At 65.2% G+C, this 21,114-nt stretch carries 23 protein-coding genes; 12 read left to right on the top strand and 11 right to left on the bottom strand.

Annotated elements, in window-relative coordinates:
• Positions 1 to 199: 199 nt before the first annotated feature.
• The 3 genes from AC1DYL_RS03255 to AC1DYL_RS03245 all read left to right on the top strand — a co-directional run bounded on the left by AC1DYL_RS03255 (position 200) and on the right by AC1DYL_RS03245 (position 2,255).
• Complete coding sequence (locus AC1DYL_RS03255; RefSeq protein WP_477172059.1) at positions 200 to 1,375, top strand: type III PLP-dependent enzyme domain-containing protein; 1,176 nt, start codon at positions 200 to 202, stop codon at positions 1,373 to 1,375.
• Positions 1,376 to 1,446: 71 nt separating this feature from the next.
• Positions 1,447 to 1,986 carry an isopentenyl transferase family protein gene (locus tag AC1DYL_RS03250; protein ID WP_477172058.1) on the top strand — a complete coding sequence of 180 codons (540 nt, stop codon included), beginning with the start codon at positions 1,447 to 1,449 and terminating at the stop codon, positions 1,984 to 1,986.
• A 110-nt stretch (positions 1,987 to 2,096) separates the two neighbouring features.
• Complete coding sequence (locus AC1DYL_RS03245) at positions 2,097 to 2,255, top strand: hypothetical protein (protein ID WP_477149365.1); 159 nt, start codon at positions 2,097 to 2,099, stop codon at positions 2,253 to 2,255.
• Here the strand turns inward: AC1DYL_RS03245 and AC1DYL_RS03240 are convergent.
• The 6 genes from AC1DYL_RS03240 to tpiA form a co-directional block, all read right to left on the bottom strand.
• Complete coding sequence (locus tag AC1DYL_RS03240; RefSeq protein ID WP_477172057.1) at positions 2,252 to 2,731, bottom strand: glutathione peroxidase; 480 nt, start codon at positions 2,729 to 2,731, stop codon at positions 2,252 to 2,254. The two genes, AC1DYL_RS03245 and AC1DYL_RS03240, sit on opposite strands and share 4 nt — an antisense overlap.
• 182 nt (positions 2,732 to 2,913) lie before the next feature.
• A complete protein-coding gene (locus AC1DYL_RS03235) occupies positions 2,914 to 3,093 on the bottom strand; it encodes a DUF4169 family protein (protein ID WP_477149367.1) in 180 nt (59 codons plus the stop codon).
• A gap of 17 nt (positions 3,094 to 3,110) precedes the next feature.
• On the bottom strand, positions 3,111 to 3,608 hold the full coding sequence (locus tag AC1DYL_RS03230; protein WP_477172056.1) for a GNAT family N-acetyltransferase: 498 nt from the start codon (positions 3,606 to 3,608) through the stop codon (positions 3,111 to 3,113).
• Positions 3,608 to 5,236: a CTP synthase gene (locus AC1DYL_RS03225; protein WP_477158033.1), complete on the bottom strand. Its 1,629-nt coding sequence runs from the start codon at positions 5,234 to 5,236 to the stop codon at positions 3,608 to 3,610. The genes AC1DYL_RS03230 and AC1DYL_RS03225 overlap by 1 nt, the downstream gene beginning before the upstream one ends.
• Positions 5,237 to 5,363: 127 nt before the next feature.
• Positions 5,364 to 5,867, bottom strand: coding sequence for a preprotein translocase subunit SecG (secG, locus tag AC1DYL_RS03220; protein ID WP_477158032.1), 504 nt, complete (start codon positions 5,865 to 5,867; stop codon positions 5,364 to 5,366).
• Positions 5,868 to 5,971: 104 nt separating this feature from the next.
• Positions 5,972 to 6,727: a triose-phosphate isomerase gene (gene tpiA, locus AC1DYL_RS03215; protein ID WP_477172055.1), complete on the bottom strand. Its 756-nt coding sequence runs from the start codon at positions 6,725 to 6,727 to the stop codon at positions 5,972 to 5,974.
• A 132-nt stretch (positions 6,728 to 6,859) separates the two neighbouring features.
• Between tpiA and AC1DYL_RS03210 the strand changes: the two genes are divergently transcribed.
• The 7 genes from AC1DYL_RS03210 to AC1DYL_RS03180 all read left to right on the top strand — a co-directional run bounded on the left by AC1DYL_RS03210 (position 6,860) and on the right by AC1DYL_RS03180 (position 14,416).
• On the top strand, positions 6,860 to 8,734 hold the full coding sequence (locus tag AC1DYL_RS03210) for a peptidylprolyl isomerase (protein WP_477172054.1): 1,875 nt from the start codon (positions 6,860 to 6,862) through the stop codon (positions 8,732 to 8,734).
• Entirely contained in the window at positions 8,731 to 10,242 is a 1,512-nt protein-coding gene (gene trpE / locus AC1DYL_RS03205; RefSeq protein WP_477172053.1) for an anthranilate synthase component I, read from the top strand. Before AC1DYL_RS03210 ends, trpE begins: the two co-directional genes overlap by 4 nt.
• A gap of 98 nt (positions 10,243 to 10,340) precedes the next feature.
• Complete coding sequence (locus AC1DYL_RS03200) at positions 10,341 to 10,937, top strand: anthranilate synthase component II (RefSeq protein WP_477149374.1); 597 nt, start codon at positions 10,341 to 10,343, stop codon at positions 10,935 to 10,937.
• Positions 10,934 to 11,953, top strand: a complete 1,020-nt coding sequence (gene trpD, locus AC1DYL_RS03195) for an anthranilate phosphoribosyltransferase (RefSeq protein ID WP_477149375.1) — start codon at positions 10,934 to 10,936, stop codon at positions 11,951 to 11,953. Before AC1DYL_RS03200 ends, trpD begins: the two co-directional genes overlap by 4 nt.
• A 3-nt stretch (positions 11,954 to 11,956) precedes the next feature.
• Positions 11,957 to 12,748, top strand: a complete 792-nt coding sequence (gene trpC / locus AC1DYL_RS03190; RefSeq protein ID WP_477172052.1) for an indole-3-glycerol phosphate synthase TrpC — start codon at positions 11,957 to 11,959, stop codon at positions 12,746 to 12,748.
• A 1-nt stretch (position 12,749) separates the two neighbouring features.
• Positions 12,750 to 13,214 carry a cyclic pyranopterin monophosphate synthase MoaC gene (gene moaC / locus AC1DYL_RS03185; protein ID WP_477172051.1) on the top strand — a complete coding sequence of 155 codons (465 nt, stop codon included), beginning with the start codon at positions 12,750 to 12,752 and terminating at the stop codon, positions 13,212 to 13,214.
• Positions 13,211 to 14,416, top strand: coding sequence for a molybdopterin molybdotransferase MoeA (locus tag AC1DYL_RS03180; protein ID WP_477172050.1), 1,206 nt, complete (start codon positions 13,211 to 13,213; stop codon positions 14,414 to 14,416). The genes moaC and AC1DYL_RS03180 overlap by 4 nt, the downstream gene beginning before the upstream one ends.
• Before the next feature lies 1 nt (position 14,417).
• Here AC1DYL_RS03180 and AC1DYL_RS03175 read toward each other — a convergent pair whose 3' ends face one another.
• The 5 genes from AC1DYL_RS03175 to AC1DYL_RS03155 all read right to left on the bottom strand — a co-directional run bounded on the left by AC1DYL_RS03175 (position 14,418) and on the right by AC1DYL_RS03155 (position 18,971).
• Entirely contained in the window at positions 14,418 to 14,573 is a 156-nt protein-coding gene (locus AC1DYL_RS03175; protein WP_477172049.1) for a hypothetical protein, read from the bottom strand.
• 93 nt (positions 14,574 to 14,666) lie between these two features.
• On the bottom strand, positions 14,667 to 16,184 hold the full coding sequence (locus AC1DYL_RS03170; RefSeq protein ID WP_477149380.1) for a tripartite tricarboxylate transporter permease: 1,518 nt from the start codon (positions 16,182 to 16,184) through the stop codon (positions 14,667 to 14,669).
• Positions 16,184 to 16,738, bottom strand: coding sequence for a tripartite tricarboxylate transporter TctB family protein (locus AC1DYL_RS03165; protein ID WP_477172048.1), 555 nt, complete (start codon positions 16,736 to 16,738; stop codon positions 16,184 to 16,186). The genes AC1DYL_RS03170 and AC1DYL_RS03165 overlap by 1 nt, the downstream gene beginning before the upstream one ends.
• Positions 16,739 to 16,746: 8 nt before the next feature.
• Positions 16,747 to 17,697: a Bug family tripartite tricarboxylate transporter substrate binding protein gene (locus AC1DYL_RS03160; RefSeq protein WP_477172047.1), complete on the bottom strand. Its 951-nt coding sequence runs from the start codon at positions 17,695 to 17,697 to the stop codon at positions 16,747 to 16,749.
• A 209-nt stretch (positions 17,698 to 17,906) separates the two neighbouring features.
• The gene (locus AC1DYL_RS03155; protein WP_477172046.1) at positions 17,907 to 18,971 is read right to left on the bottom strand and encodes an ABC transporter substrate-binding protein; all 1,065 of its coding nucleotides are present in this window, start codon (positions 18,969 to 18,971) and stop codon (positions 17,907 to 17,909) included.
• 88 nt (positions 18,972 to 19,059) lie between these two features.
• Between AC1DYL_RS03155 and AC1DYL_RS03150 the strand changes: the two genes are divergently transcribed.
• Positions 19,060 to 19,731: a response regulator gene (locus tag AC1DYL_RS03150; protein ID WP_477172045.1), complete on the top strand. Its 672-nt coding sequence runs from the start codon at positions 19,060 to 19,062 to the stop codon at positions 19,729 to 19,731.
• Complete coding sequence (locus tag AC1DYL_RS03145) at positions 19,731 to 21,101, top strand: sensor histidine kinase (protein ID WP_477172044.1); 1,371 nt, start codon at positions 19,731 to 19,733, stop codon at positions 21,099 to 21,101. Before AC1DYL_RS03150 ends, AC1DYL_RS03145 begins: the two co-directional genes overlap by 1 nt.
• Positions 21,102 to 21,114 lie beyond the last annotated feature (13 nt).

Below are 21,114 nucleotides of genomic sequence, written 5' to 3'. Positions count from 1 at the left end.
AGGCGATACTGCGCGGACAACGCGCTGCGATGACCCGACAAACGCCGCGAATCTGGCGCCTTTTAGGTGCTGGGCTTACGGATTGGTAATCCCTGAAATATGACGTTGCCCAGTGGGTCAATCGACCCTATATGCAGCGCTCACTTTTCTGCCCCTCGAGGACTTTCTCGTACAAGACCCCTGAAAGGTTAGCCGCCCAATGACTGAGCCGACCACGGTCTACGCCAACACGTCGCAGCTTATCGCCAGCGAAGAGCCGGATTTTCCGAGCTTCCTGTTCTGCTCCAAGGAGCTGCACCGGGCGACCAAGGTGTTCAAGAAGGGCTTCGACGGCCTCTTGACCTACGCGGTCAAGTGCAACCCGTCGCCGCACATCATCAAGCAACTGCACGAAGAGGGCCTGAAGGCCTTCGACGTCGCCTCCAACATGGAGATGGAGCTGGTGCGCGACTACGCCCCCGGCGCGGTGATGCACTACAACAACCCGATCAAGAACAAGCGCGAGATCGAGCGCGCCTACGAGGAGTTCGGCGTCCGCTCTTTCACCATCGACCACCCGCAGCAGCTCGACCAGCTGGCCGCGGTGGTGTCGCCCTCGCGCGACATCGAGGTGACCACCCGCTTCAAGGCCGGCAAGGCGCTGAAGTCGTACGATTTCGGCATCAAGTTCGGCGTCATGCAGGACGGCGCGGCCGAGATCGTCAGCCTCGTCGACCAGATGGGCTACACCCCGTCGCTGTGCTTCCACGTCGGCAGCCAGTGCGAGGACGCATATGCCTACGAGCGGCACATCGCCGCCGCGGCGAAGATCTGCGAAGAGTCGGGCATCGAGCTGAAGCGCCTCAACATCGGCGGCGGCTACCCGGCCCCCTATCCGACTTCCGAAGCGCCGCCGATGGACTACTATTTCGAGACCATCTCGCAGGCGGTGAAGGACAACTTCGGCAAGTCGAAGCCCGAGCTGATCATCGAGCCCGGCCGCGCGCTGGTGACCTCGTCCACCTCGCTGCTGCTGCGCGTAAAACATCAGCGCGGCGGGCAGTCGGTATATCTTAACGACGGCGCCTATGGTTCGCTGATGGAAGTGAAGTTCATGCACTTCACGCCGCCGGTGCGTGTCTGGCGCGGTCCGCGTGTCCACGACAACGACCAGGATTTCTCCGAGTTCACCGTCTGGGGCCCGACCTGCGACAGCTACGACGTGCTGCCCCAGGTGTTCACGCTGCCGTCCGACATCGACGAGGACGACTGGGTGGAGTTCGGCCTGATGGGTGCCTACACCCAGGCCTCGCTGACCCCGTTCAACGGCTTCTGGCGCCGGGATCAGTACTGGGTGGACGAGGTCTACACGGGCAAGGACCAGCAGCCGGAATAAGGCTCCTCCCTGCTCTTATGCCGCTCCAGCCAAGTGCCGGGGCGGCTTTTCTGTCTCTGGGAGGGACTGCCATGAAGGACGTGCCTCCACTCGCCGGCCTCGGCCACCGCATCATGATCATGGGCCCGACCAATTCGGGAAAATCGACTTTGGCCGTAGCCATGGCTCAGAAGCTCGATATCCCTGCCATTCACCTCGACCGCCTTCAGCATTTGCCCAACACCAACTGGAAGGTGTGTCCCGAGGAGGAGTTCGCCGCCCTCCACGACAAGGCCATCCTCGAGCCCGGTTGGGTGATGGATGGGTGCTATTCGAGGCTTGCGCCGCAGCGGGTTCGGCGGGCCACCGCCATTCTCGTCATCAACGCCAGCCTTGGCACGCGCTATCGACGCTATTTCCATCGCACCCTGTTCCAGAAATCGCGGGCTGGCGCCCTGGACGGGGAACAGGACTCGGTCAATTTGAGGATGATCGGGTGGCTGTGGAAGACTCGGAACTCCGCCGAGAAATACCGGCAACTGGCGCTGACGTCCGGTCTGCCGCACGTATTTGCCGACGGTGAGCAGGAGTTGAACCGGCTCTACGCGTCGTGGGGGCTCGAGCGAGACTAGTCGGGCGGCGCCGCCCAGCGGGGGCGGTAGCTGGCCTCCGCACTCGCCTCTGTTCACCGCACCGCAACCGGCATATCCTCCCCCTCAGCAACCCAAATGAGGTGGCGAAGATGCCTGGTGGGGTGGTCTTGGGACTGGTGGTGCTACTGGGCTTTGTAGCCTGGGGCGCAGTGCTGTTCTGGCGGGGTCGTATCGTCGACCGTGTGGCGGAGCACGAGCTGCGTCACGAGACGCGGCACGAGCGGCGGCGGCTGCATCACAAAGGCTAGAGCAGCTTCTCGATAGGACCGGCGAGGTCGGCCGGCTCCACAGCCGATGCGAAGCGTTGCACCTGCTTGCCGCTGCGATCGACGAGGAACTTGGTGAAGTTCCAGGCCACCTTCTGCAGCCCGAGCAGCCCTGGCGCCTTGCGCTTCAGCCACTTGTAGAGCGGGAGCGCATCGTGCCCGTTTACGTCGGATTTGGCGAAGAGCGGGAAGGTGACGTTGTAGTTGAGATCACAGAACGCCGCGATCTCGCTCTCGGTGCCCGGCTCCTGGTCACCGAACTGGTTGCACGGAAAGCCGAGGATGACGAGGCCGCGATCCCTGTAGGTTTCGTAGAGCTTCTCGAGACCGGCATATTGCGGAGTGAAGCCGCACTTGCTGGCGACGTTGACCACCATGACGACCTTGTCGCGATAGGCAGACAATGGCTGCTCGGCCCCGCCGAGCAGCGGAGCGGAAAAATCGTAAAGCACGGTCACGGTAATACTCCGGGGAAGAGCGGCAACGCCCCTGCCCTATTCCTCGCGTATGGTCGCGTCCAGTCGCTTTTCCGTTAGTTTTCTTACGGCTTCCTCATGTACCGGCGGACCAGCTAGGCTTGAGGTGGAGGCTCATATGCGCCGCGGCGATGGCGCGCTCCACAGCGACGATTGCCGCGGAATCACTCATCTTTCAGCAGGTGACCGTCCAGCCCCTTGCCTTTGCGCGCGGCCTCTGCCGTATCGCGCTGCTTGTCGGCCTTGGTGCGCCCGAACTTGGCGCGGTTCTCGGACGCAGTCTGCTCTTTCGCCAGCCGAGCCTTGGCCTTGCGCGCTTTGGAGAGGGAAATGATCTCGGCCATTGCGTGCTCCCGTCGGCTCAGCTTGGGCGCGGCAGCGCCAGATAGACACTGTCGCACCATTCGTCGCCGAGGAGAAAGGTGTTCTTGGCTTCGCCGGTCCGGGCAAAGCCGAGCTTCTCCAATACCCGGAGTGACGCGACGTTCCGCGGATCGACATCGGCCAGCAACTGGTCGGTCAGCTTGCTCGAGAATACGTGGTCGATGAAGGCCGCCGACGCTTCGGTGGCTATTCCCTTTCCCCAGTGCTGGGGGTGGATCATGAATCCGAAATCCGGCAGGCGCCCGGCGCCTACGTCGCCAATGACGCGGCCGTCGAACTCGATGGCGAAATCCTGGCCTCCCGCTGCCGTCCGCTCGATCTTCTGATTGAGCCAGATGCGGGTGACTTCACGATCGGCGTGTGGAAGCGTCGACCAGTAGCGCATGCCCTGGGTATCCGACATGATCCAGAAGAAGGCATCCAGATCGTCGGGCCGTGGGCGGCGCAGCACCAGCCGCGCCGTGCCGATTTCCATCAGACCAGCCGGCTCTGTTCCTTCGCCGCTTCGATGAAGCTGGCAAAGAGCGGGTGCGGTTCGAACGGCTTCGACTTCAGTTCCGGGTGGAACTGCACGCCGATGAACCACGGGTGATCGGTCCGCTCGACGATCTCCGGCAGCTTGCCGTCGGGCGAAACGCCGGAGAACAGCAGGCCGTTAGCCTCGAGCACCTTGCGGTAGTTCATGTTCACTTCATAGCGGTGGCGGTGCCGCTCGGTGATCCGGGTCGAGCCGTAGATATCGGCCACGCGGCTGCCCTTGGCGAGCTGCGCGGGATAGGAGCCGAGCCGCATGGTGCCACCGAGATCAGTTTCCGCGGTCCGCGTAACCTGCTCGTTACCCTTGACCCATTCGGTCATGATGCCGACGATCGGTTCCTTGGTCGGGCCGAACTCGGTGGAATTGGCGTTCTTGATGCCGGCGGTGTTCCGCGCAGCTTCGATGCACGCCATCTGCATGCCGAAGCAGATGCCGAAATACGGAACGTCCTTGAGGCGCGCGAAACGGGCCGCCTGGATCTTGCCGGCTGAACCGCGCTCGCCGAACCCACCCGGCACCAGGATGCCGTGGATGTGCTCGAGATAGGGCGCCGGGTCCTCGTGCTCGAAGATCTCGGAGTCGATCCAGTTGAGGTTGACCTTCACGCGATTGGCGATGCCGCCATGCACCAAGGCTTCGCTGAGCGATTTGTAGGCGTCCTTGAGGCCGGTGTACTTGCCGACGATGGCGATGTTGACCTCGCCCTCCGGATTGTGGAGGCGGGACGACACATCTTCCCAGGCCTGCAGATCAGGCGCCGGCGCGTCCTCGATGCCAAAGGCAGCGAGCACTTCGCGATCGAGGCCTTCCTTGTGGTAGGCGAGCGGCACGTCGTAGATCGAGGCGACGTCGAGGCCCTGGATCACGGCGCTTTCGCGCACGTTGCAGAACAGCGCGAGTTTCTTGCGCTCCGACTGCGGAATCGGGCGGTCACAACGGATCAGCAGGATGTCCGGCGCGATGCCGATCGAGCGCAGCGTCGCGACGGAGTGCTGGGTCGGCTTGGTCTTCAGTTCGCCCGCCGACGGGATGAACGGCATCAGCGTCAGGTGGACGTAGATGGCGTGGCCGCGCGGCAGGTCGTTGCCGAACTGGCGGATCGCCTCGAAGAACGGCAGGCCCTCGATATCGCCGACGGTGCCGCCGACTTCGACGAGCACGAAGTCAAAGTCCTCGTTGCCCTCGCGGATGAAGTCCTTGATGGCGTCGGTGACGTGCGGGATCACCTGCACGGTGGCACCGAGATAGTCGCCGCGGCGTTCCTTGGCGATGATGTCGGAATAGATGCGGCCGGTGGTGATGTTGTCGCGCTTGTTGGCGTGGCGGCCGGTGAAGCGCTCGTAGTGGCCGAGATCGAGGTCGGTTTCCGCGCCGTCGTCGGTGACGAACACCTCGCCGTGCTGCGTGGGCGACATCGTGCCCGGATCGACGTTGAGGTAAGGGTCGAGTTTCCTCAGGCGGACTTTATAGCCACGAGCCTGCAGAACCGCGCCGAGAGCCGCGGAAGCGAGGCCTTTACCCAATGAGGAAACCACGCCGCCGGTGATGAAAACGTACCGTGCCATGGGCTTTTACCTTAAGCGGTCGAAATTCTGATTCTCAAGGGCGATGCCGATCATGTTGGCATGGCCCCACACAAAAAGAAGAAGGGGATGTTGCCATCCCCTTCTTTGGTTCGCTGTCGCGGCGGCCTCAGTTGGCGGGCGCCGCTGGTTGTTCTGTCGTTGCCGGCGTCTCGGTGGCCGGAGCCGTTTCCGTCGGCACAGGCAGATCGGAGCCGGTGGCCGGGGCGGTCGTCGTGCCCTCGGTCGTCGTCGACGGAGTGGTCGTCGTCGCGGGCGCAGTGGTAGTGCCACCGGCCGGCACCGGCAGGTCGCCCTGCGTCTGCTGCTGCATCTGCTGGATGGCGTCGAGCACGGTCGTCGGCGTCTCACCGCCTTGGCTGGCGCGATCGAGGATCGAACTGGTGCCACGGTCCACCGAGGAGAGCACGGTGAGCGCGATCGCCGAAGCGAAGAACAGCGCCGCAAGGATCGCCGTGGTGCGGGTCAGCAGATTCGCCGAGCCGCGAACGGAGATCAAGCCGTTGGAATTCGAACCCATGCCGAGCCCGCCGCCCTCGGACCGCTGCAGCAGGATGACTGCAATCAGCGCGAGCACGATTAGGAGATAGGCGACGATCAGGACGTTGGCCATTGGACCTTCAGGCTTTCGATATCGGGTTGGCGCGCCTTCTACACGCGCGCCAAGACAAATGCCAGCGCCATCCGCCGCCTTTCTATCGGCGCCGGATGCCTGTTCTAGACAGCGGAGATAATGGCGTGGAAGTCGTTTGCCAAGAGGCTGGCGCCGCCGACCAACCCGCCATTGACGTTCGAGATGCGCAGGATCTCGCTGGCGTTCGACGGTTTCATCGAGCCGCCATAGAGGATGCGGGTCGCGGCCCCGTGCTCGCCGAAGCGGGTTACCAGGCGGGTGCGGATGGCGTCGTGCATCTCAGCGATGTCAGCTGAGCTGGGCGTGCGGCCGGTACCGATGGCCCAGACCGGCTCATAGGCGACGACGATCTGATGCCCCGCCCAATCGTCGGGAATGGACCCGGCGAGCTGGGCCGCGACGACGCTCTCCGCCTCGCCGGCATCGCGCTGGGCCTCGGTTTCGCCTACGCAGATGATCGGCACCAGCCCCGCTGCATGGGCAGCCAGTGCCTTGAGCTGCACCAGCTCATCGGTTTCGCCATGGTTGGTCCGGCGTTCGGAATGTCCGACGATGACATACTGCGCCCCCGCATCGGAGAGCATCTGGGCGCTGACATCGCCAGTATGGGCGCCGCTGGCGGCTGGGTGGCAATCCTGACCGCCGGTGACGATGCCTGCCGGAGAGGCCAGTTCGTTGAGCCGTTCGAGGAGCGTTGACGGCGGGCAGATCACCACGGTGCAGCGCGGGCCGCCGCCCTGTGCCAGGAGGCTCGCGAGCTTCTGCACCTCGCCCAGTGAGGCGGTGGTGCCATTCATCTTCCAGTTGCCCGCGATCAGCGGCGTGATCTCTGCCGTCACCTTGACGCTCCTTCTACTTGCCTATTGTGGGAGTTTCCCATAACCCCCGTTCCATGTGCCTTGCGGCACAAACTCGACCCTGTCTAGTATCCGCCGCCCGCCGGGGAGGCGGCTGTTGTTGGATTTGTCTCGATGCTCGATAGCTTTCGCCACCTGACCAAGACCTGGTTCGGCAAGATTCTTGGTGCTTTTCTGATCGTCGGCCTGGCGGGGTTCGGTATTTCGAACGTCATCACCGGCTTTGGATCGAACACCGTCGCCACCGTCGCGGGACAGGACATTTCGGTCCGCGACTACCAGCGCGCCTATGACACGCAGCTCAACGCGGTCTCCCAGCAGATTGGCCGGGTGCCGACGGCCGAGGAGGCCGTGACGTTCGGCGTGCCGGGCATGGTGCTGGATCGGCTGGCCGGTGAAGCCGCCATCAACAAGTTCGGCGAGGATATGGGGCTCGGAGTATCCGACGACCGTCTTGGCAAGATGCTGCGCGAGGACCCGAGCTTTTCGAGCACGCTGGGCGCCTTCGACCGCAACAACTTCCTGCGCGTCCTGCAGCAGAACGGCCTTACCGAAGCTGAGTATTTCGACCTCCAGACCAAGGCATCGCGGCGCCAGCAATTGGCAAGCGGCCTGTTCGCGGGTTCGCCCTCGCCGGCCGCGGCGACTGAGCTCTTGACGCGATTTTCGTCCGACACGCGAACCGTCGACTATTTTGTGCTGAACGCCCAGGCCCTTCCCCCGGTTGCCGAGCCGACTGAAGAAGAGCTGGCGACCTACCTCAAGGACCACCAGGCCGACTTCCGCACCAAGGCGACCCGCACCGTGGAACTGCTGGCGCTGTCGCCCGATGCAATCGCCGCCACCAAGAAGATCACGGACGAAGAGGTCGCCGCCGAATACGAGCGCACCAAGGACAGCCGGGTGAAGATCGAGCGCCGCACCATCAAGCAGGTCGCGCTGACGACGCCCGAACTCGAGAAAGCCTTTACCGACGGCAAGGCTGCCGGCACGCCATTCGCCGACATCCTGACCGCGGCCGGCGCCACGGCGCAGGATCTGGGGACCCTCAGCAAGAATGAGGTTACGGACACCAGCCTCGCTGACGCGGCGTTCAGCCTCGCGCTCAACGATTTCGTGATCATCGAGGGCATCGGTTCGAAGCGCGCCATCACCGTTTCGGCGATCGAGCCGGGCGGCGCGATCAGCCTTGAGGACTCGAAGGCCGAGATCGCCAAGCAACTGGCGCTGACCCAGGCTCGCAATGAGTACGCGGACATCCTGGACCAGATCGAGGAGCTGCGGGCCGCCTTCAAGCCGCTCCCCGAGATTGCTGCTCGCTTCGGGCTGAACACGTTCAGCGTCCCGCTGACCGAAGGCGGCGCCGAACTGGCCACCAGCCCCGATATCCCGCCCGAGGATGCGACCCGCATCGCCGACGCCGTGTTCAAGGCCGAACTGGGCGACCTTGCCCCTACCATCCAGCTGAGCTCCAACCGCAATGTCTGGTTCGACCTGAAGAAGGTAGACGATGCGCGCGACCAGACGCTGGCCGAAGTGCACGATGCCGTGGCTACCGCCTGGACCAACGCCAAGACCGACGAGGCGCTCGTCGCTGAAGTTGCCAAGCTGACGGACCAGCTGAAGGCGGGCACGCCGTTTGCCGACGTGGCCACGGGCATCGGCCAGTTCCCGATCCTCAGCCAGCCGCTGAAGCGTTCGGGCGACGGAACCTCGGTGCTGAACCAGACCGTTGCCAACGAGATCTTCAACGGCGGGCCGACGCATTTCGGCTCTGCCATCAACGGCGACGGCGACCACGTGGTGTTCCAGGTGGTCGAAGTGAATGCCGGCGTCGCCGAGGCCCCGGCCGACATCAAGAAGTATGTCGAGGAGTCGGGACGCGACGCCCTGTATGCCGACTTCCTGACCGGGTTGAAGTCCGAGGCCGGCATGCGGATCAACGATCAGGTGCTCAGGCAGCTTACCGACACCGGCGCCCTGAAATGACCACTGACGACCAGTTTGGGGCCTTCGCTTCCGGCTACGACGCTGGTCGCGCTCAGATCGTCTTCCGCCGCGTCGTGGCGGATCTGGAGACGCCGATCGGCGCCTACCTGAAGCTCGCCGAGGGGCGGAAGAATACGTTCCTCCTCGAAAGCGTGCAGGACGGCGCGACGGTCGGCCGCTACTCGATGATCGGGTTCGACCCGGACATCATCCTGAAGGTCGAAAAAGGCCAGGCGAGCATCAACCGCAATGCCGGGCTGACGCCGGACGCTTTCGTGCCGGTCAGCGAGCCGCCGCTCGATGTGCTGCGCTCTCTGGTGGCCGAGAGTCAGGCGGAAGTGCCGCCGGGCCTGCCGTCCACTGCAGCCGGCATCTACGGCTATCTCGGCTATGACATGGTGCGCCTGATGGAGGTGCTGCCGGATCGTCACGAAGACCCGCTTGGGTTCCCGGAAGCGATCCTGATGCGTCCGACCGTGCTCGCGGTGTTCGATACGCTGAAGGACGAGCTGTATCTCACTGCGCCGGTCTACATCCGGCCCGGCGTGACCGCAAAGCAGGCCTGGGAAGGCGCGCAAAGCCGGATCGACGATGCCGTCGGCCGCATGGGGCGCACCCTGCCCTACACCTCGACGCCGCCGGACATCGATTTGATCGCCGTAAAGTCCAACACCTCGGTCGCCGAGTACGCGCGGATGGTCGAAGACGCCAAGGAGTACATCCGGGCGGGCGACATCTTCCAGGTGGTGCTGAGCCAGCGCTTCGAGGCGGAGTTCACGCTGCCGCCGACGGCGCTCTATCGCGCGCTGCGCCGCACCAACCCCTCGCCCTACATGTACATGCTGGATTTCGGCGATTTCGCCGTCGCGGGCTCGAGCCCGGAAATCCTGGTGAAGGTCGAAAACGGCAAGGTCAACATCCGGCCGATAGCCGGCACCCGCAAGCGCGGCGCCACGCCGACGCGCGACAAGGAACTGGCTGACGAACTTCTGAGCGATCCGAAGGAACTGGCCGAACACCTGATGCTGCTGGACCTAGGCCGCAACGATGTCGGCCGGGTCGCCAAGATCGGTAGCGTCGAGGTTACGGACAAGTTCTTCCTCGAGTACTACTCGCACGTCATGCACATCGTCTCGAACGTCGTTGGTGACCTCGACCCGAAGCACGATTTCGTCGACGCACTGGCGGCGGGCTTTCCGGCCGGCACCGTGTCGGGTGCGCCGAAGGTGCGGGCGATGGAGATCATCGACGAGCTGGAGAAATCGCGCCGCGGCATCTATGGCGGCTGCGTCGGCTACTTCGGTGCAGATGGAACGATGGACACTTGCATCGTGCTGCGCACGGCGATCGTCTCGAACGGCAAGATCTACGTGCAGGCCGGTGCGGGCATCGTCGCCGACAGCAAGGCCGAGCTCGAGCAGCTCGAGTGCGAGAACAAGGCCCGTGCCCTGTTCAGCGCGGCCGAAGAGGCGCTCCGCTACGCCGGCGAAGCGCGGGTGGGCCAATGAGCAATCTACGATGGCGGGGGCAGCTCTGATTCTGACATTTCCGCTTTCGCGGCAATGACCCGGTGTTTTACATAACGTCCGAGCCTGGAACCTGAGACATGCGCCTCCTCGTCATCGATAACTACGACAGCTTCACCTACAACCTCGTCCACTTCCTGGGCGAGTTGGGCGGCGAGTCCGAGGTGTGGCGGAACGACAAGATCACCCTCGATCAAATCGACGCGCTGGCGCCTGAGGCCATCGTGCTGTCACCGGGCCCGGCAACGCCTGACACGGCCGGCATCTGCCTCAGCCTGATCGACCGGTTTGCCCCGACGACACCGATCCTCGGCGTGTGCCTCGGGCACCAGGCGCTTGGCCAGGCGATGGGTGGAGAGGTGATCCGCGCGCCACACCTGATGCATGGCAAGACGTCGAAGATCAATCACAGCGGCAAGGGCCTGTTCCGCGGCCTCAATTCCGGCTTTGAGGCGACGCGCTACCACTCGCTGATCGTCAGGCCGGAAAGCCTGCCCGACGTGCTCGAGGTTACGGCGTCCACCGATGATGGACTGATCATGGGCATGCAGCACCGGCGCTATCCGAGCCACGGCGTGCAGTTCCACCCCGAGAGCATCGCGTCGGAAAACGGGCATGCGATCCTGCAGAATTTCCTCAACATCGCCCGCGACTTCAACCTCAGGAAGGCCGCGTGATGGACATCAAGGGGGCTCTGAACAAGATCGCGTCGCGCCAGGATCTGACAGGCGAAGAGATGCGCTCGGTGATGACCACGATCATGGATGGCGAGGCGACTCCCAGCCAGATCGGCGCGTTCCTGATGGGGATGCGGGTTAAGGGCGAGACGGTGGGCGAGATCGCCGCGGCCGTGTCGATCCTGCGCGACAAGATGGTGCCGGTGGCGGTCGATGCGCCGGACAGCATCATCGACATCGTCGGCACCGGCGGCGACGGCGCGGAAACGCTGAACATCTCAACCGCGACCTCGATCGTCGTGGCGGGCGCGGGCGTCCCGGTGGCCAAGCACGGCAACCGCGCGCTGAGCTCAAGGTCGGGAGCCTCGGATGTGCTGCAGGCGCTCGGGATCAAGACCGATATCGGGCCGGACAAGATCAGCCAGTGCATCCGCGAAGCCAGCATCGGCTTCATGTTCGCGCCGGCGCATCACCCGGCGATGAAGCATGTCGGTCCCACTCGCATGGAGATGGGCACCCGCACGATGTTCAACCTCTTGGGGCCGCAGTCCAACCCGGCGGGTGCACGCCGCTACATGCTCGGCGTCTACGACAAGAAATGGGTCGAGCCGGTCGCGGCAGCGCTGCTCGCCAACCGAGCTATCTCCGCCTGGGTCGTGCACGGTGCCGATGGCATCGACGAGCTTTCTACCACCGGGCCGAGCTTCGTCGCCTCTATCAAGGGCGGGGACCTTCGCAGCTTTGAGATCACCCCTGAGGACGCCGGCCTGCCGCGCGCCACCATGGCGGACCTCAAAGGCGCGGACCCGGCCTACAACGCCTCGCGGCTGCGCGGACTGCTGGATGGTGTCAAGGACCCCTACCGCGACATCGTGCTGCTCAACGCCGCTGCCGCCTTCATCGTCGCTGGTCGCGCCGACACGCTGAAGCTGGGTGCCGACCTCGCCGCCCGCGAGATCGACTCCGGCCGCGCCAAGGCCACCCTCGACAAACTTATCTCCGTTTCGAACAGCTGATCCATGTCCGACATCCTCTCGCAGATCGAAGTCTACAAACGTGAGGAGATCGCCGCGGCGAAGACCCTCCGGCCATGGAACGAAGTGGTGGCCGAAGCGCATGACGCGCCGCCAGTCCGCCGTTTCCTCTCGGCGCTGAAGAAGAAGCGCGCCGACAACCAGTTTGCGCTGATCGCCGAGGTGAAGAAGGCCAGCCCATCCAAGGGTCTAATCCGTCCTGACTTCAACCCTGCCGAGATCGCCCGGGCCTACGAGCTTGGCGGCGCCGCGTGCCTGTCGGTGCTCACCGACCGCCCGAGCTTTCAGGGCGCGCCGGGTTACCTGATCGAGGCGCGCAACGCGACGAAGCTTCCCGTGCTGCGCAAGGACTTCCTGTTCGAGACCTACCAGGTGGCTGAGAGTCGCGCCTGGGGTGCCGACTGCATCCTGGTGATCCTTGCCGCAGTGACCGACGATACGGCCCGCTACCTGCTCGACGCCGCCGAAGAATGGCGGATGGACGCGCTGGTGGAAGTGCACGACCAGATCGAGCTCGACCGCGCGCTTGGGCTGAACGCCGAGTTCATCGGCATCAACAACCGGAACCTGCGCACCTTCGAGACGACGCTCAACACCTCGGTGACCCTCGCCGGCGGTGTGCCGCAGGGCGTGCATCTGGTGTCCGAAAGCGGCGTCAACACGCATGCCGATCTGGTGCGGCTCGAGCAGGCGGGCATCGGGACCTTCCTCGTCGGCGAGAGCCTGATGCGGCAGGACGACGTCACTGCCGCGACCATCAAGCTGCTGCGCGGCTGACATGGCGCTCACCCACCTCAACCAGCGGGGGGAAGCGCATATCGTCGATATCGGCGACAAGGCGGTAACGCGCCGACGGGCCGTTGCGACCGCACGCCTCGAGGCCAAGCCCGAGACCGTGGCGCTGATCCTAGGTGGCGAGTTGAAGAAGGGCGACGCCCTGGCGGTGGCCCGCGTTGCCGGCATTATGGCGGCGAAGAAGACCTCGGAACTAATCCCGCTCTGCCACCCGATCCCGCTGACCAAGGTGAGCGTCGAGATCGTGGGCGATGGCCCCGCCCTGCTCATCACCGCCACCGCCGAGACGACGGCGCAGACTGGCGTCGAGATGGAAGCGATGACGGCAGCATCGGTCGCGGCACTGACGCTCTACGACATGGCCAAGTCGCATGACCGGGCCATGCGCGTGACATCCATCCAGCTCGAGGAAAAGTCGGGCGGCAAGTCGGGTGATTTCCACCGATGATGCCGGTCGACGAGGCCATCGAGCGGATCTTCAAGAAGCTGCCGGTGCTCGGCAGCGAGAGCGTGCCGCTTGCCCGGGCGCATCGCCGGGTGCTGACCCAGCCGCTGATTGCGAGGCACAGCCAGCCGCCTTTCGACGCCAGCGCCATGGATGGCTACGCTGTACGCGCCGCCGAAGTCGTTCCCGGCAGGCCACTGAAGCTCGCAGGCACCTCGCAGGCGGGTGCTCGCTTCGTCGGCATGATGGAGCACGGCCAATGCGTCCGCATCTTCACCGGTGCACCGCTGCCGATCGGCGCCGATGCGGTGATCATGCAGGAAGAAGCGACGGCTAAAGGCAACCAGATCAGCTTCGCGAAGACGCCGCCTGTCGGTCAGAGCGTCCGCAAGCAGGGTTTTGACTTCAAGCGCGGCGCCGAGTTGCTGCCGGCAGGGGTTGCACTCACCCCGGCCATGCTGAACCTCGCGGCTTCGGCCAACCATCCCAGCCTGACCGTGAACCGGCGCCCGAAGATTGCGGTGCTGGCGACCGGCGACGAATTGGTAGCCCCCGGTGGCGTGCTCGGCCCGGACCAGATCATCGCCTCGAACTCGTACGGACTGATCCCGCTGCTCGCGCCTTGGGCCGACCAGGTGATCGATCTCGGCATCGTCGCCGACGACAAGCCCAAGCTCGAGGCGGCGCTGCTTGGCGCGTTCGACCAGGGTGTCGACATGCTGGTGACCACTGGCGGCGCCAGCGTCGGCGAGCGCGATTATGTGCAGGAAGTGCTGCGTGACCTGGGCGTCGAGCTGGATTTCTGGAAGCTCAGGATGCGTCCTGGCAAGCCGCTGATGTTCGGCACGCGCGGCAAGACGCTGGTGTTCGGACTACCCGGCAATCCGGTGTCGGCGCTGGTGACGGCGACGGTGATCCTGAAGCCGGCGCTGCGCGCCATGACGGGCCACATCGATCCGTTCTGGCCACGCATCGGCGTGCCTACCCTGCTCGGCCTGCCGGCAAACGGCCCGCGTCGCCACTACATGCGCGCCAGTCTCAGCCGTAACGACATCGGGTACATGCAGGTCGAGCCGATCTTCGAGACCGACTCCAGCCACTCGATGTCCCTGGCGCTCGCCGATGCGCTGATCGTGGTGCCCGAGGAATCGCCCGGCGTGCCGCCCGGCGAGATCGTCGACGTCATCCCACTCAGTTGGGGCTAGCTTAGCGGCCTATTGACCGGAACTGTTCCGGCTTGATGCCGAGCACCCGAAGGTCGCGAGCCCTCGGGCTGCGGCTTTCGTGGGTGGCCGCGGCAGCGGCATTGGCTGCACCAAACAGCGTGAAGAAGTCACGAAGCAGACTGGATTTGCGGGTCATCGGAAGCGCCTTTCGTTGCTCCTGATGTGGGAAGCGTCGCCTGCCTTCGGCAGAGGGGCCGAGGGCAGGCAAGCCATGCGCATGACGCAAACATCAGTCCCCGTCGGACGCCACCTCCGCCAACACCTGGCCCTTGCCGCGCACCCTGAGGATCAGCGGCACGATCAGCGCCAGGGCGGCCAGCGTCAGCAGCGTCGCTGAGATGGGCGAGGTGAGCAGCACCATCACGTCGCCCTGCGAGATAGCGAGCGCCCGTCGCAACTGCTGCTCGGCCATCGGACCGAGGATCAGTCCGACGACGACCGGCGCGATCGGGAAGTGGAAAAGGCGAAGGCCATACCCAAGGAGGCCGAAGGCCAGCAGCATGCCGAGTTCGAACACCGACGGGTTGGCGCCGATGGTACCGAGCGTCGCGAACAGCAGGATGCCGGCATAGAGCCACGGCTTCGGGATGGTCAGCAGCTTCACCCACAGCCCGATCAGCGGCAGGTTGAGGACGATCAGCATCAGGTTGGCGATCAACAGGCTGGCGATCAGGCCCCAGACCAGTTGCGGGTTCGAAGTGAACAGTAGCGGGCCGGGCTGCAGGCCATACTGCTGGAAGCCGGCGAGCATGATGGCCGCGGTCGCCGAGGTCGGCAGGCCCAGGGTCAACAGCGGCACGAGCGTTCCAGCGGCGGACGCGTTGTTGGCGGCCTCGGGGCCGGCGACGCCTTCGATGGCGCCGTTACCGAACTCCTCGGGGTGCTTGGAGAGCTTCTTTTCGGCGGCGTAGGAAAAGAACGTGCCGATCTCGGCGCCGCCGGCCGGCATGGCGCCAATGGGGAAGCCGATGATCGTGCCGCGCAGCCATGGCTTCCACGAGCGCGACCAGTCCTTGGCGCTCATCCACAGCGAGCCACGCACCGGCTCCACCGTCTCGGGCGCCCGCTTGCCCTGCGCGGCGACGAACAGCGTCTCGCCGATGGCGAACATGGCGACGGCCAGTGTCGTGACTTCGACGCCGTCGAGCAGGTCGGGGATGCCGAAGCTCAGTCGCGCCTGGCCGGTCTGCAGGTCGATGCCGATGATCCCAAGCGTCAGCCCGATGAACAGCGAGGTCAGCCCGCGCAGGGCGGAATCGCCGAAGGCCGCCGACACCGTGACGAAGGCCAGCACCATTAGTGCGAAATACTCACGCGGCCCGAAGGCGAGCGCGAACTTCACCACCCACGGCGCGAGGAACGCCAGCGCGATGGTGGCGATGAGCCCGGCGACGAACGAGCCGATGGCGGCAGTGGCTAGAGCCGGACCACCCCTGCCCGCCTTGGCCATCTTGTTGCCCTCGAGCGCCGTGACGATCGAGGCGCTCTCGCCGGGTGTGTTCAGCAGGATCGACGTGGTCGAGCCGCCATACATGCCGCCATAGTAGATGCCGGCGAACATGATCAGCGAGCCGGCCGGATCGAGCTTGTACGTCACCGGCAGCAGCAGCGCGACCGTGGTTGCGGGGCCGATGCCGGGCAGTACGCCGACCGCGGTACCGAGCGTTACACCGACCAGCGCGTACAGCAGGTTGATCGGCTGCACGGCCACCGCGAGGCCCTGCCAGAGCAGCATGAACGTATCCATCAGGCAAAGCTCCGGAAGAAGCCGAGAATGCTGGTAATGACCAGCGCGACGAACTGCACCAGCGTCTGCAGGACACCAGTCAGCGCCGCCTCGAGCGGGCCAGCCGGCAGGGTCAGCGACAACCCGCGGGCAAAGATCAGCCAGACGACGCCGGCGATCAGGATGCCGGCGGGAATGGAGAACCACAGCCGCCGCGCGCCGAAGCCGCGCGCCGTCATCCCGAACAGGATGCCGGTGGCGATCGAGAAGCCGGTGAACTTGATCAGCACCATCTGTGCCACTAGCCCGCCGACGATCCACAGTACCGGCGCGATATCCTGCTCGTCGCGCTCCGGGAAGCTATGCCGATACGCCGCAATGACGGTGGAGACGGCAAGGACGGCGAGACAGAAGGCGATCACATAGGGAATGGTCTGAGGGCCGATGCGGGCGTAGGCGCCGCCGCTGCCCAGCCGCGAGGCATCCCACGCGACCAGCAGCGCGAGAGCCAGCAGACCCGCAGCGATGACCAGCGCCGCCCAGTCTGGGCGGCGCTGCTTGTTTGCCTGAGCCATGGGCTCGATCATTGCACGAGACCGACGTCCTTGAGAATTGCCTCGGTGGAGGCAATCTCGGTGGCCAGCTGGGTCTTGAACGCGTCGGCAGGGAGGTAGGTGTTGTTCCAGCCCTTGGTCTCGAGGATCTTCTTCCACGACTCCGAGTTCACCATCTTCTCGATGTCGGCGCCAATGGCAGTCGTCTGCTCGGCACTGAGGCCGGGACCAGCCCACACGCCGCGCCAGTTCTGCACGACGAGATCCACGCCACCTTCCTTGAAGGTCGGGCCGTTGATGATCGCCACCTTCTCAGGCGCCGATACACCGATGACGCGCAGTGCGCCGGCCTCGACTTGCGACTGGAACTCGCCATAACCCGAGATACCGACCGTCACCTGGTTGCCCAGAACGGCCGCGAGCGCTTCACCACCGCCCGAGAAGGCGACGTAGTTCACCAGCTTCGGATCGACGCCGACGGTCTTGGCGAACAAGCCCGCCGTGATGTGGTCGGTGCCACCGGCCGAACCACCGGCCCACGACACCGCACCCGGATCGGCTTTCAGCTTGGCGACAAGATCGGCCAGCGTCTGGATATCGGACGCTGCCGGCACCACGATCACTTCGTACTCGCCGGTCAGCCGCGCGATGGGCGTCACCGCATCGAGCGTCACCGGCGCCTTGTTGGTGAGGATGGCGCCGACCATCACGTAACCGCCGACGATCAGTTTGCTCGGATTGCCATTGGCTTCCTGCACGAACTGCGCCAGCCCGATGGTGCCGCCGGCGCCGGGCACATTGGTAACCTGCACGTTGCCAGAGATACCCTCGGCAGTCATCGCCTCCTGCATCGAGCGGGCGGTCTGGTCCCAGCCGCCGCCAGGCGCGGCAGGCGCCATGATCGAGTAGTCGGCGGCAAACGCCGCTGTGGGCAGCGCCAGGGCGCCGGCCAGCAGGGCAGTCGCTACGAGATGCTTCATTTGTTGTCCTCCATTGCGGTCGAAGCGTTGCCGACCGGCGTTATCTCAACCTGGGGGGAATGCCCCGCGATGAAACACCGCGGGCTGCCGCGCGGTTGCGGCAACGCTGATCAAAACTGCGGGGTCCTCCCAGACTCCTCAGCCGGACGCTCTTACGCCTCGGCTAGCGTGGACCAGACCACACGAAGCTGTCGCGAACCTGTCGCTGCCTATTGGATGCTGAGCGCGTCGTTCCAGCGCCGGATCAGCCGGGCGCGTTTCACCTGGTCGAGATAGACCATCAGCCCGGGGCTCACCGGCACGGGCCGCAACTGGTTGCCGAGCGCCTGCTGCATGGCATTGGCGGTGTTGTCGCCGGTGACGTTGGGGTTGAGCGCGGCGATCTGCAGCTGCTGCGCCATGATCGTCTGCCCCTCGGCCGACATGAAGAACGCCAGGTAGCGGCGGCCGAGATCGGGGTTGGCCGCGGCCTTCGGCACCAGCCCGATGCGGGAGGTGACGATGGTGTAGTCGGCGGGGAGGATGATGCCGAGATCGGGGTTCCGGGCCGCGGTCTCGGCGGCGTAGGAGCCAAGAATGTTGTAGCCGAAGACGAACCGGCCATCGGCCACGCGATCAACGATCGCCGAGGTGGTCGAGTAGAGTTTTACGCCGGCCGCGCCCATGGCCCCGACAAGCGTCCAGAGGTCGGAATACTGCTCCTGGTCGCGCGAAAAGAACATGAAGCCGACGCCGGATCGCTCGATGTCGTAAGTGCCGATCCGGCCGTGGATCGTGTCCGCATTGGCCTTGAGGTACTGGATCAGCTCCGCCCGCGTCGAGGGTGGCTTCGATCCGGCAAAGCTCGGCTTGTGGTAGATGAACACAGCCGGCTCATAGGTCAGCGCGTAGGCCGTGTTGCGCCAGTTGGCCCAGCGCGGCCAACTGGCTGACAGCGGTAGGCTGCTCTCCTGCGCATAACCGTCGTTCGCGAGCTTGACCTGCAGGTCCATCGACGAAGAGAACGCGAAATCTGCAGTGGGGGCACCGGCATCGGTCTCGGCCACCACGCGATCGTAGATGTCGACGGTCTGCAGGTCCTCATAGGCCACTGCGATGTCGCGATTGGCGGCCTGGAACGCCGCGATCATCGGCCGAGCCAGCGGCTCGTCGAGCGACGAGTAGACCGTGACAGTCCGGTTGCCGACCGCATCGTCGAGCGCCGGATAGACCTTCGCCTCCTGGGCCAAGGCGGGCGTTGCGACGAGGACGAGAATGGCGAGAAGTCGGAGCATTTCCGGACCATGCCCGCCCCCTGCCCGCTCCACAAGGGCTATGGGCAACGCCGCGCCGTCAAACTACCGTGCGGTCGGGGAGCCAATGATGCGCATCTTGGTGGTCGAAGACAACCGGACCCTGGCCGACGGCCTTGCCGTCGTCCTGCGGGTCGCCGGCTACGCGGTGGATGTCGTTCATGACGGCATCTCCGCCGATGCCGTGCTGTCGACGGAAACATTCGATCTCGTCGTGCTCGACCTCAGCCTGCCCGAAATGGACGGGCTCGACGTCCTGCGCCGCATGCGGGCCCGTCGCAACGCCTCCTCCGTACTGATCCTCACCGCTCGCGGCGCCCTCGACGAGCGGGTGCGCGGCCTCGACCTCGGTGCCGACGATTACATGACCAAGCCGTTCGAAGTGTCGGAACTGGAAGCGCGCATCCGCGTGCTGCTGCGCCGGCAGGCCGGGCTGCACAACTCGAGCATCGCCTTCGGCAACATCGAACTCGACACCTTGTCGCGCACCCTCTCGGCGTTTGGGCAGACCCTCGACATGCCGGCCCGCGAACTCAGCGTGCTTGAGACCCTGCTGCGCAGGGCCGGCAAGGTGGTCGCCAAGCAATCGATCATTGAATCGCTGGCCGCCTTCGACGATGACCTCAGCGAGAACGCCGTGGAACAGTACATCTCGCGCCTGCGCCGCCGCCTCGCTCCCTATGCGCTCACCGTGCGGGTCGCCCGCGGCCTCGGCTATTACCTCGATCGGATCGCCGACTGATGGTGCGCCCCTACTCGCTGCGCCGGCGCCTGCTGCTGTGGCTGATGATCGCGTTGCTGGCTGTCGCCGCGCTCGCGGTGGTCGATACCTGGCGCGAGGCCAAGGACACCGCAACCTCGCTCTCGGACCGCGTCCTCGCCGGCTCTGTCCTCGCCATCGCCGAGCGGGTGATCGTCACCGAGGATGGCGCGCTCGAGGTCGACGTGCCCTATGTCGCCCTGGAGATGCTGACTTCGGCGGCGCAGGACCGGGTCTTCTACCGCGTCGACGGTCCGGAGGGCTTCATCACGGGCTATCAGACCCTGCCGACCTCTGATGCAGCGACGGCCGACATCGCCTATTCGGACGCCAGCTTCCGCGGTGAGCCGATCCGCGTGGCCGTGCTGCGACGCGCAGCATCCTCCGGCGTCAGCGCCATCCCGTTCACGGTCACTGTCGCCGAGACCACCATCGCCCGCACGCAGTTGACCCAGACCCTGCTCCTCCGCTCTGCCATTCGCCTTGCGCTGCTCATCCTCGCCGCCGCGGTGATCCTCTGGCTGGCCGTCGGTTTCTCGCTCGCCCCACTCTATCGCCTCCGCGACGCCATCTCGCGGCGGGCCCTCGATGACCTCAGCCCCATCGAACAGGAGGTTCCCCGCGAGGTGCAGGGCCTGGTCGACACGATCAACTCGTTCATGACGCGGCTGTCGTCAGCTCTCGATGCCCTGCGCCATTTCACCGGCAATGCCAGCCATCAGCTCCGCACGCCGCTCACCATCATCCGCACTCAGTTGGCGCTGGCGCTCCGCGCCGATAGCCCTGCCGCGGCACGGGAGGCGGCCCGCACCGCCGATGCCGCGGTGGTGCACGCCGAGCGCGTCCTCGCGCAACTGCTGCTCCTCGCCAGGATCGACGAGGCTGCGTCCGATCGGCTGCAGTTCCAGGTTGTCGATCTGTTCGAGCTCGCCCGGGAGCGCACAGGCGACTATGTCGTCCGGGCCCATGCCGCCGACATCGATCTTGGCCTCGAGGGCGAAGGACCGGCGCTGGTCCGCGGCGACCCGATGCTGCTCGGTGAACTGCTGAGCAACCTCATCGAGAACGCCATCGCCTACGCCGGACCTGGTTCTGAAGCGACGGTTGGCGTCGCCACAGGGGACCGCGTGGTGGTGCTGCAGGTGGCCGACACCGGCAAGGGCGTCGCCGCCGAGCAGCTGGCGGCAGTGCGCAAGCGCTTCAGCCGCGGCAACAGCGACAAGCCCGGAGCCGGCCTTGGGCTGCCCATAGTCGAAGAGATCGCGGGTCTGCTCGGTGGCGAACTGACGGTTGCATCGCAGCCTGGCAAAGGCTTCAGCGTGCAGCTTACCCTACCGGCCGAGCCGCAATAGTCCGGCCGTGGCG

This window comes from Devosia sp. P1_H9 (assembly GCF_056405135.1).
Note: the sequence above shows the minus strand (reverse complement) of the source record. Positions and strands in the feature narration are given on the sequence as shown.

Bases quoted from the DNA above. Each gene is read 5' to 3' on its own strand.
- AC1DYL_RS03255 (WP_477172059.1), top strand. From the start codon at position 200: ATGACTGAGCCGACCACGGTCTACGCCAACACGTCGCAGCTTATCGCC.
- AC1DYL_RS03250 (WP_477172058.1), top strand. From the start codon at position 1,447: ATGAAGGACGTGCCTCCACTCGCCGGCCTCGGCCACCGCATCATGATC.
- AC1DYL_RS03245 (WP_477149365.1), top strand. From the start codon at position 2,097: ATGCCTGGTGGGGTGGTCTTGGGACTGGTGGTGCTACTGGGCTTTGTA.
- AC1DYL_RS03235 (WP_477149367.1), bottom strand. From the start codon at position 3,093: ATGGCCGAGATCATTTCCCTCTCCAAAGCGCGCAAGGCCAAGGCTCGG.
- AC1DYL_RS03230 (WP_477172056.1), bottom strand. From the start codon at position 3,608: ATGGAAATCGGCACGGCGCGGCTGGTGCTGCGCCGCCCACGGCCCGAC.
- AC1DYL_RS03225 (WP_477158033.1), bottom strand. From the start codon at position 5,236: ATGGCACGGTACGTTTTCATCACCGGCGGCGTGGTTTCCTCATTGGGT.
- secG (WP_477158032.1), bottom strand. From the start codon at position 5,867: ATGGCCAACGTCCTGATCGTCGCCTATCTCCTAATCGTGCTCGCGCTG.
- AC1DYL_RS03210 (WP_477172054.1), top strand. From the start codon at position 6,860: ATGCTCGATAGCTTTCGCCACCTGACCAAGACCTGGTTCGGCAAGATT.
- trpE (WP_477172053.1), top strand. From the start codon at position 8,731: ATGACCACTGACGACCAGTTTGGGGCCTTCGCTTCCGGCTACGACGCT.
- AC1DYL_RS03200 (WP_477149374.1), top strand. From the start codon at position 10,341: ATGCGCCTCCTCGTCATCGATAACTACGACAGCTTCACCTACAACCTC.
- trpC (WP_477172052.1), top strand. From the start codon at position 11,957: ATGTCCGACATCCTCTCGCAGATCGAAGTCTACAAACGTGAGGAGATC.
- moaC (WP_477172051.1), top strand. From the start codon at position 12,750: ATGGCGCTCACCCACCTCAACCAGCGGGGGGAAGCGCATATCGTCGAT.
- AC1DYL_RS03180 (WP_477172050.1), top strand. From the start codon at position 13,211: ATGATGCCGGTCGACGAGGCCATCGAGCGGATCTTCAAGAAGCTGCCG.
- AC1DYL_RS03175 (WP_477172049.1), bottom strand. From the start codon at position 14,573: ATGACCCGCAAATCCAGTCTGCTTCGTGACTTCTTCACGCTGTTTGGT.
- AC1DYL_RS03170 (WP_477149380.1), bottom strand. From the start codon at position 16,184: ATGGATACGTTCATGCTGCTCTGGCAGGGCCTCGCGGTGGCCGTGCAG.
- AC1DYL_RS03165 (WP_477172048.1), bottom strand. From the start codon at position 16,738: ATGGCTCAGGCAAACAAGCAGCGCCGCCCAGACTGGGCGGCGCTGGTC.
- AC1DYL_RS03160 (WP_477172047.1), bottom strand. From the start codon at position 17,697: ATGAAGCATCTCGTAGCGACTGCCCTGCTGGCCGGCGCCCTGGCGCTG.
- AC1DYL_RS03155 (WP_477172046.1), bottom strand. From the start codon at position 18,971: ATGCTCCGACTTCTCGCCATTCTCGTCCTCGTCGCAACGCCCGCCTTG.
- AC1DYL_RS03150 (WP_477172045.1), top strand. From the start codon at position 19,060: ATGCGCATCTTGGTGGTCGAAGACAACCGGACCCTGGCCGACGGCCTT.
- AC1DYL_RS03145 (WP_477172044.1), top strand. From the start codon at position 19,731: ATGGTGCGCCCCTACTCGCTGCGCCGGCGCCTGCTGCTGTGGCTGATG.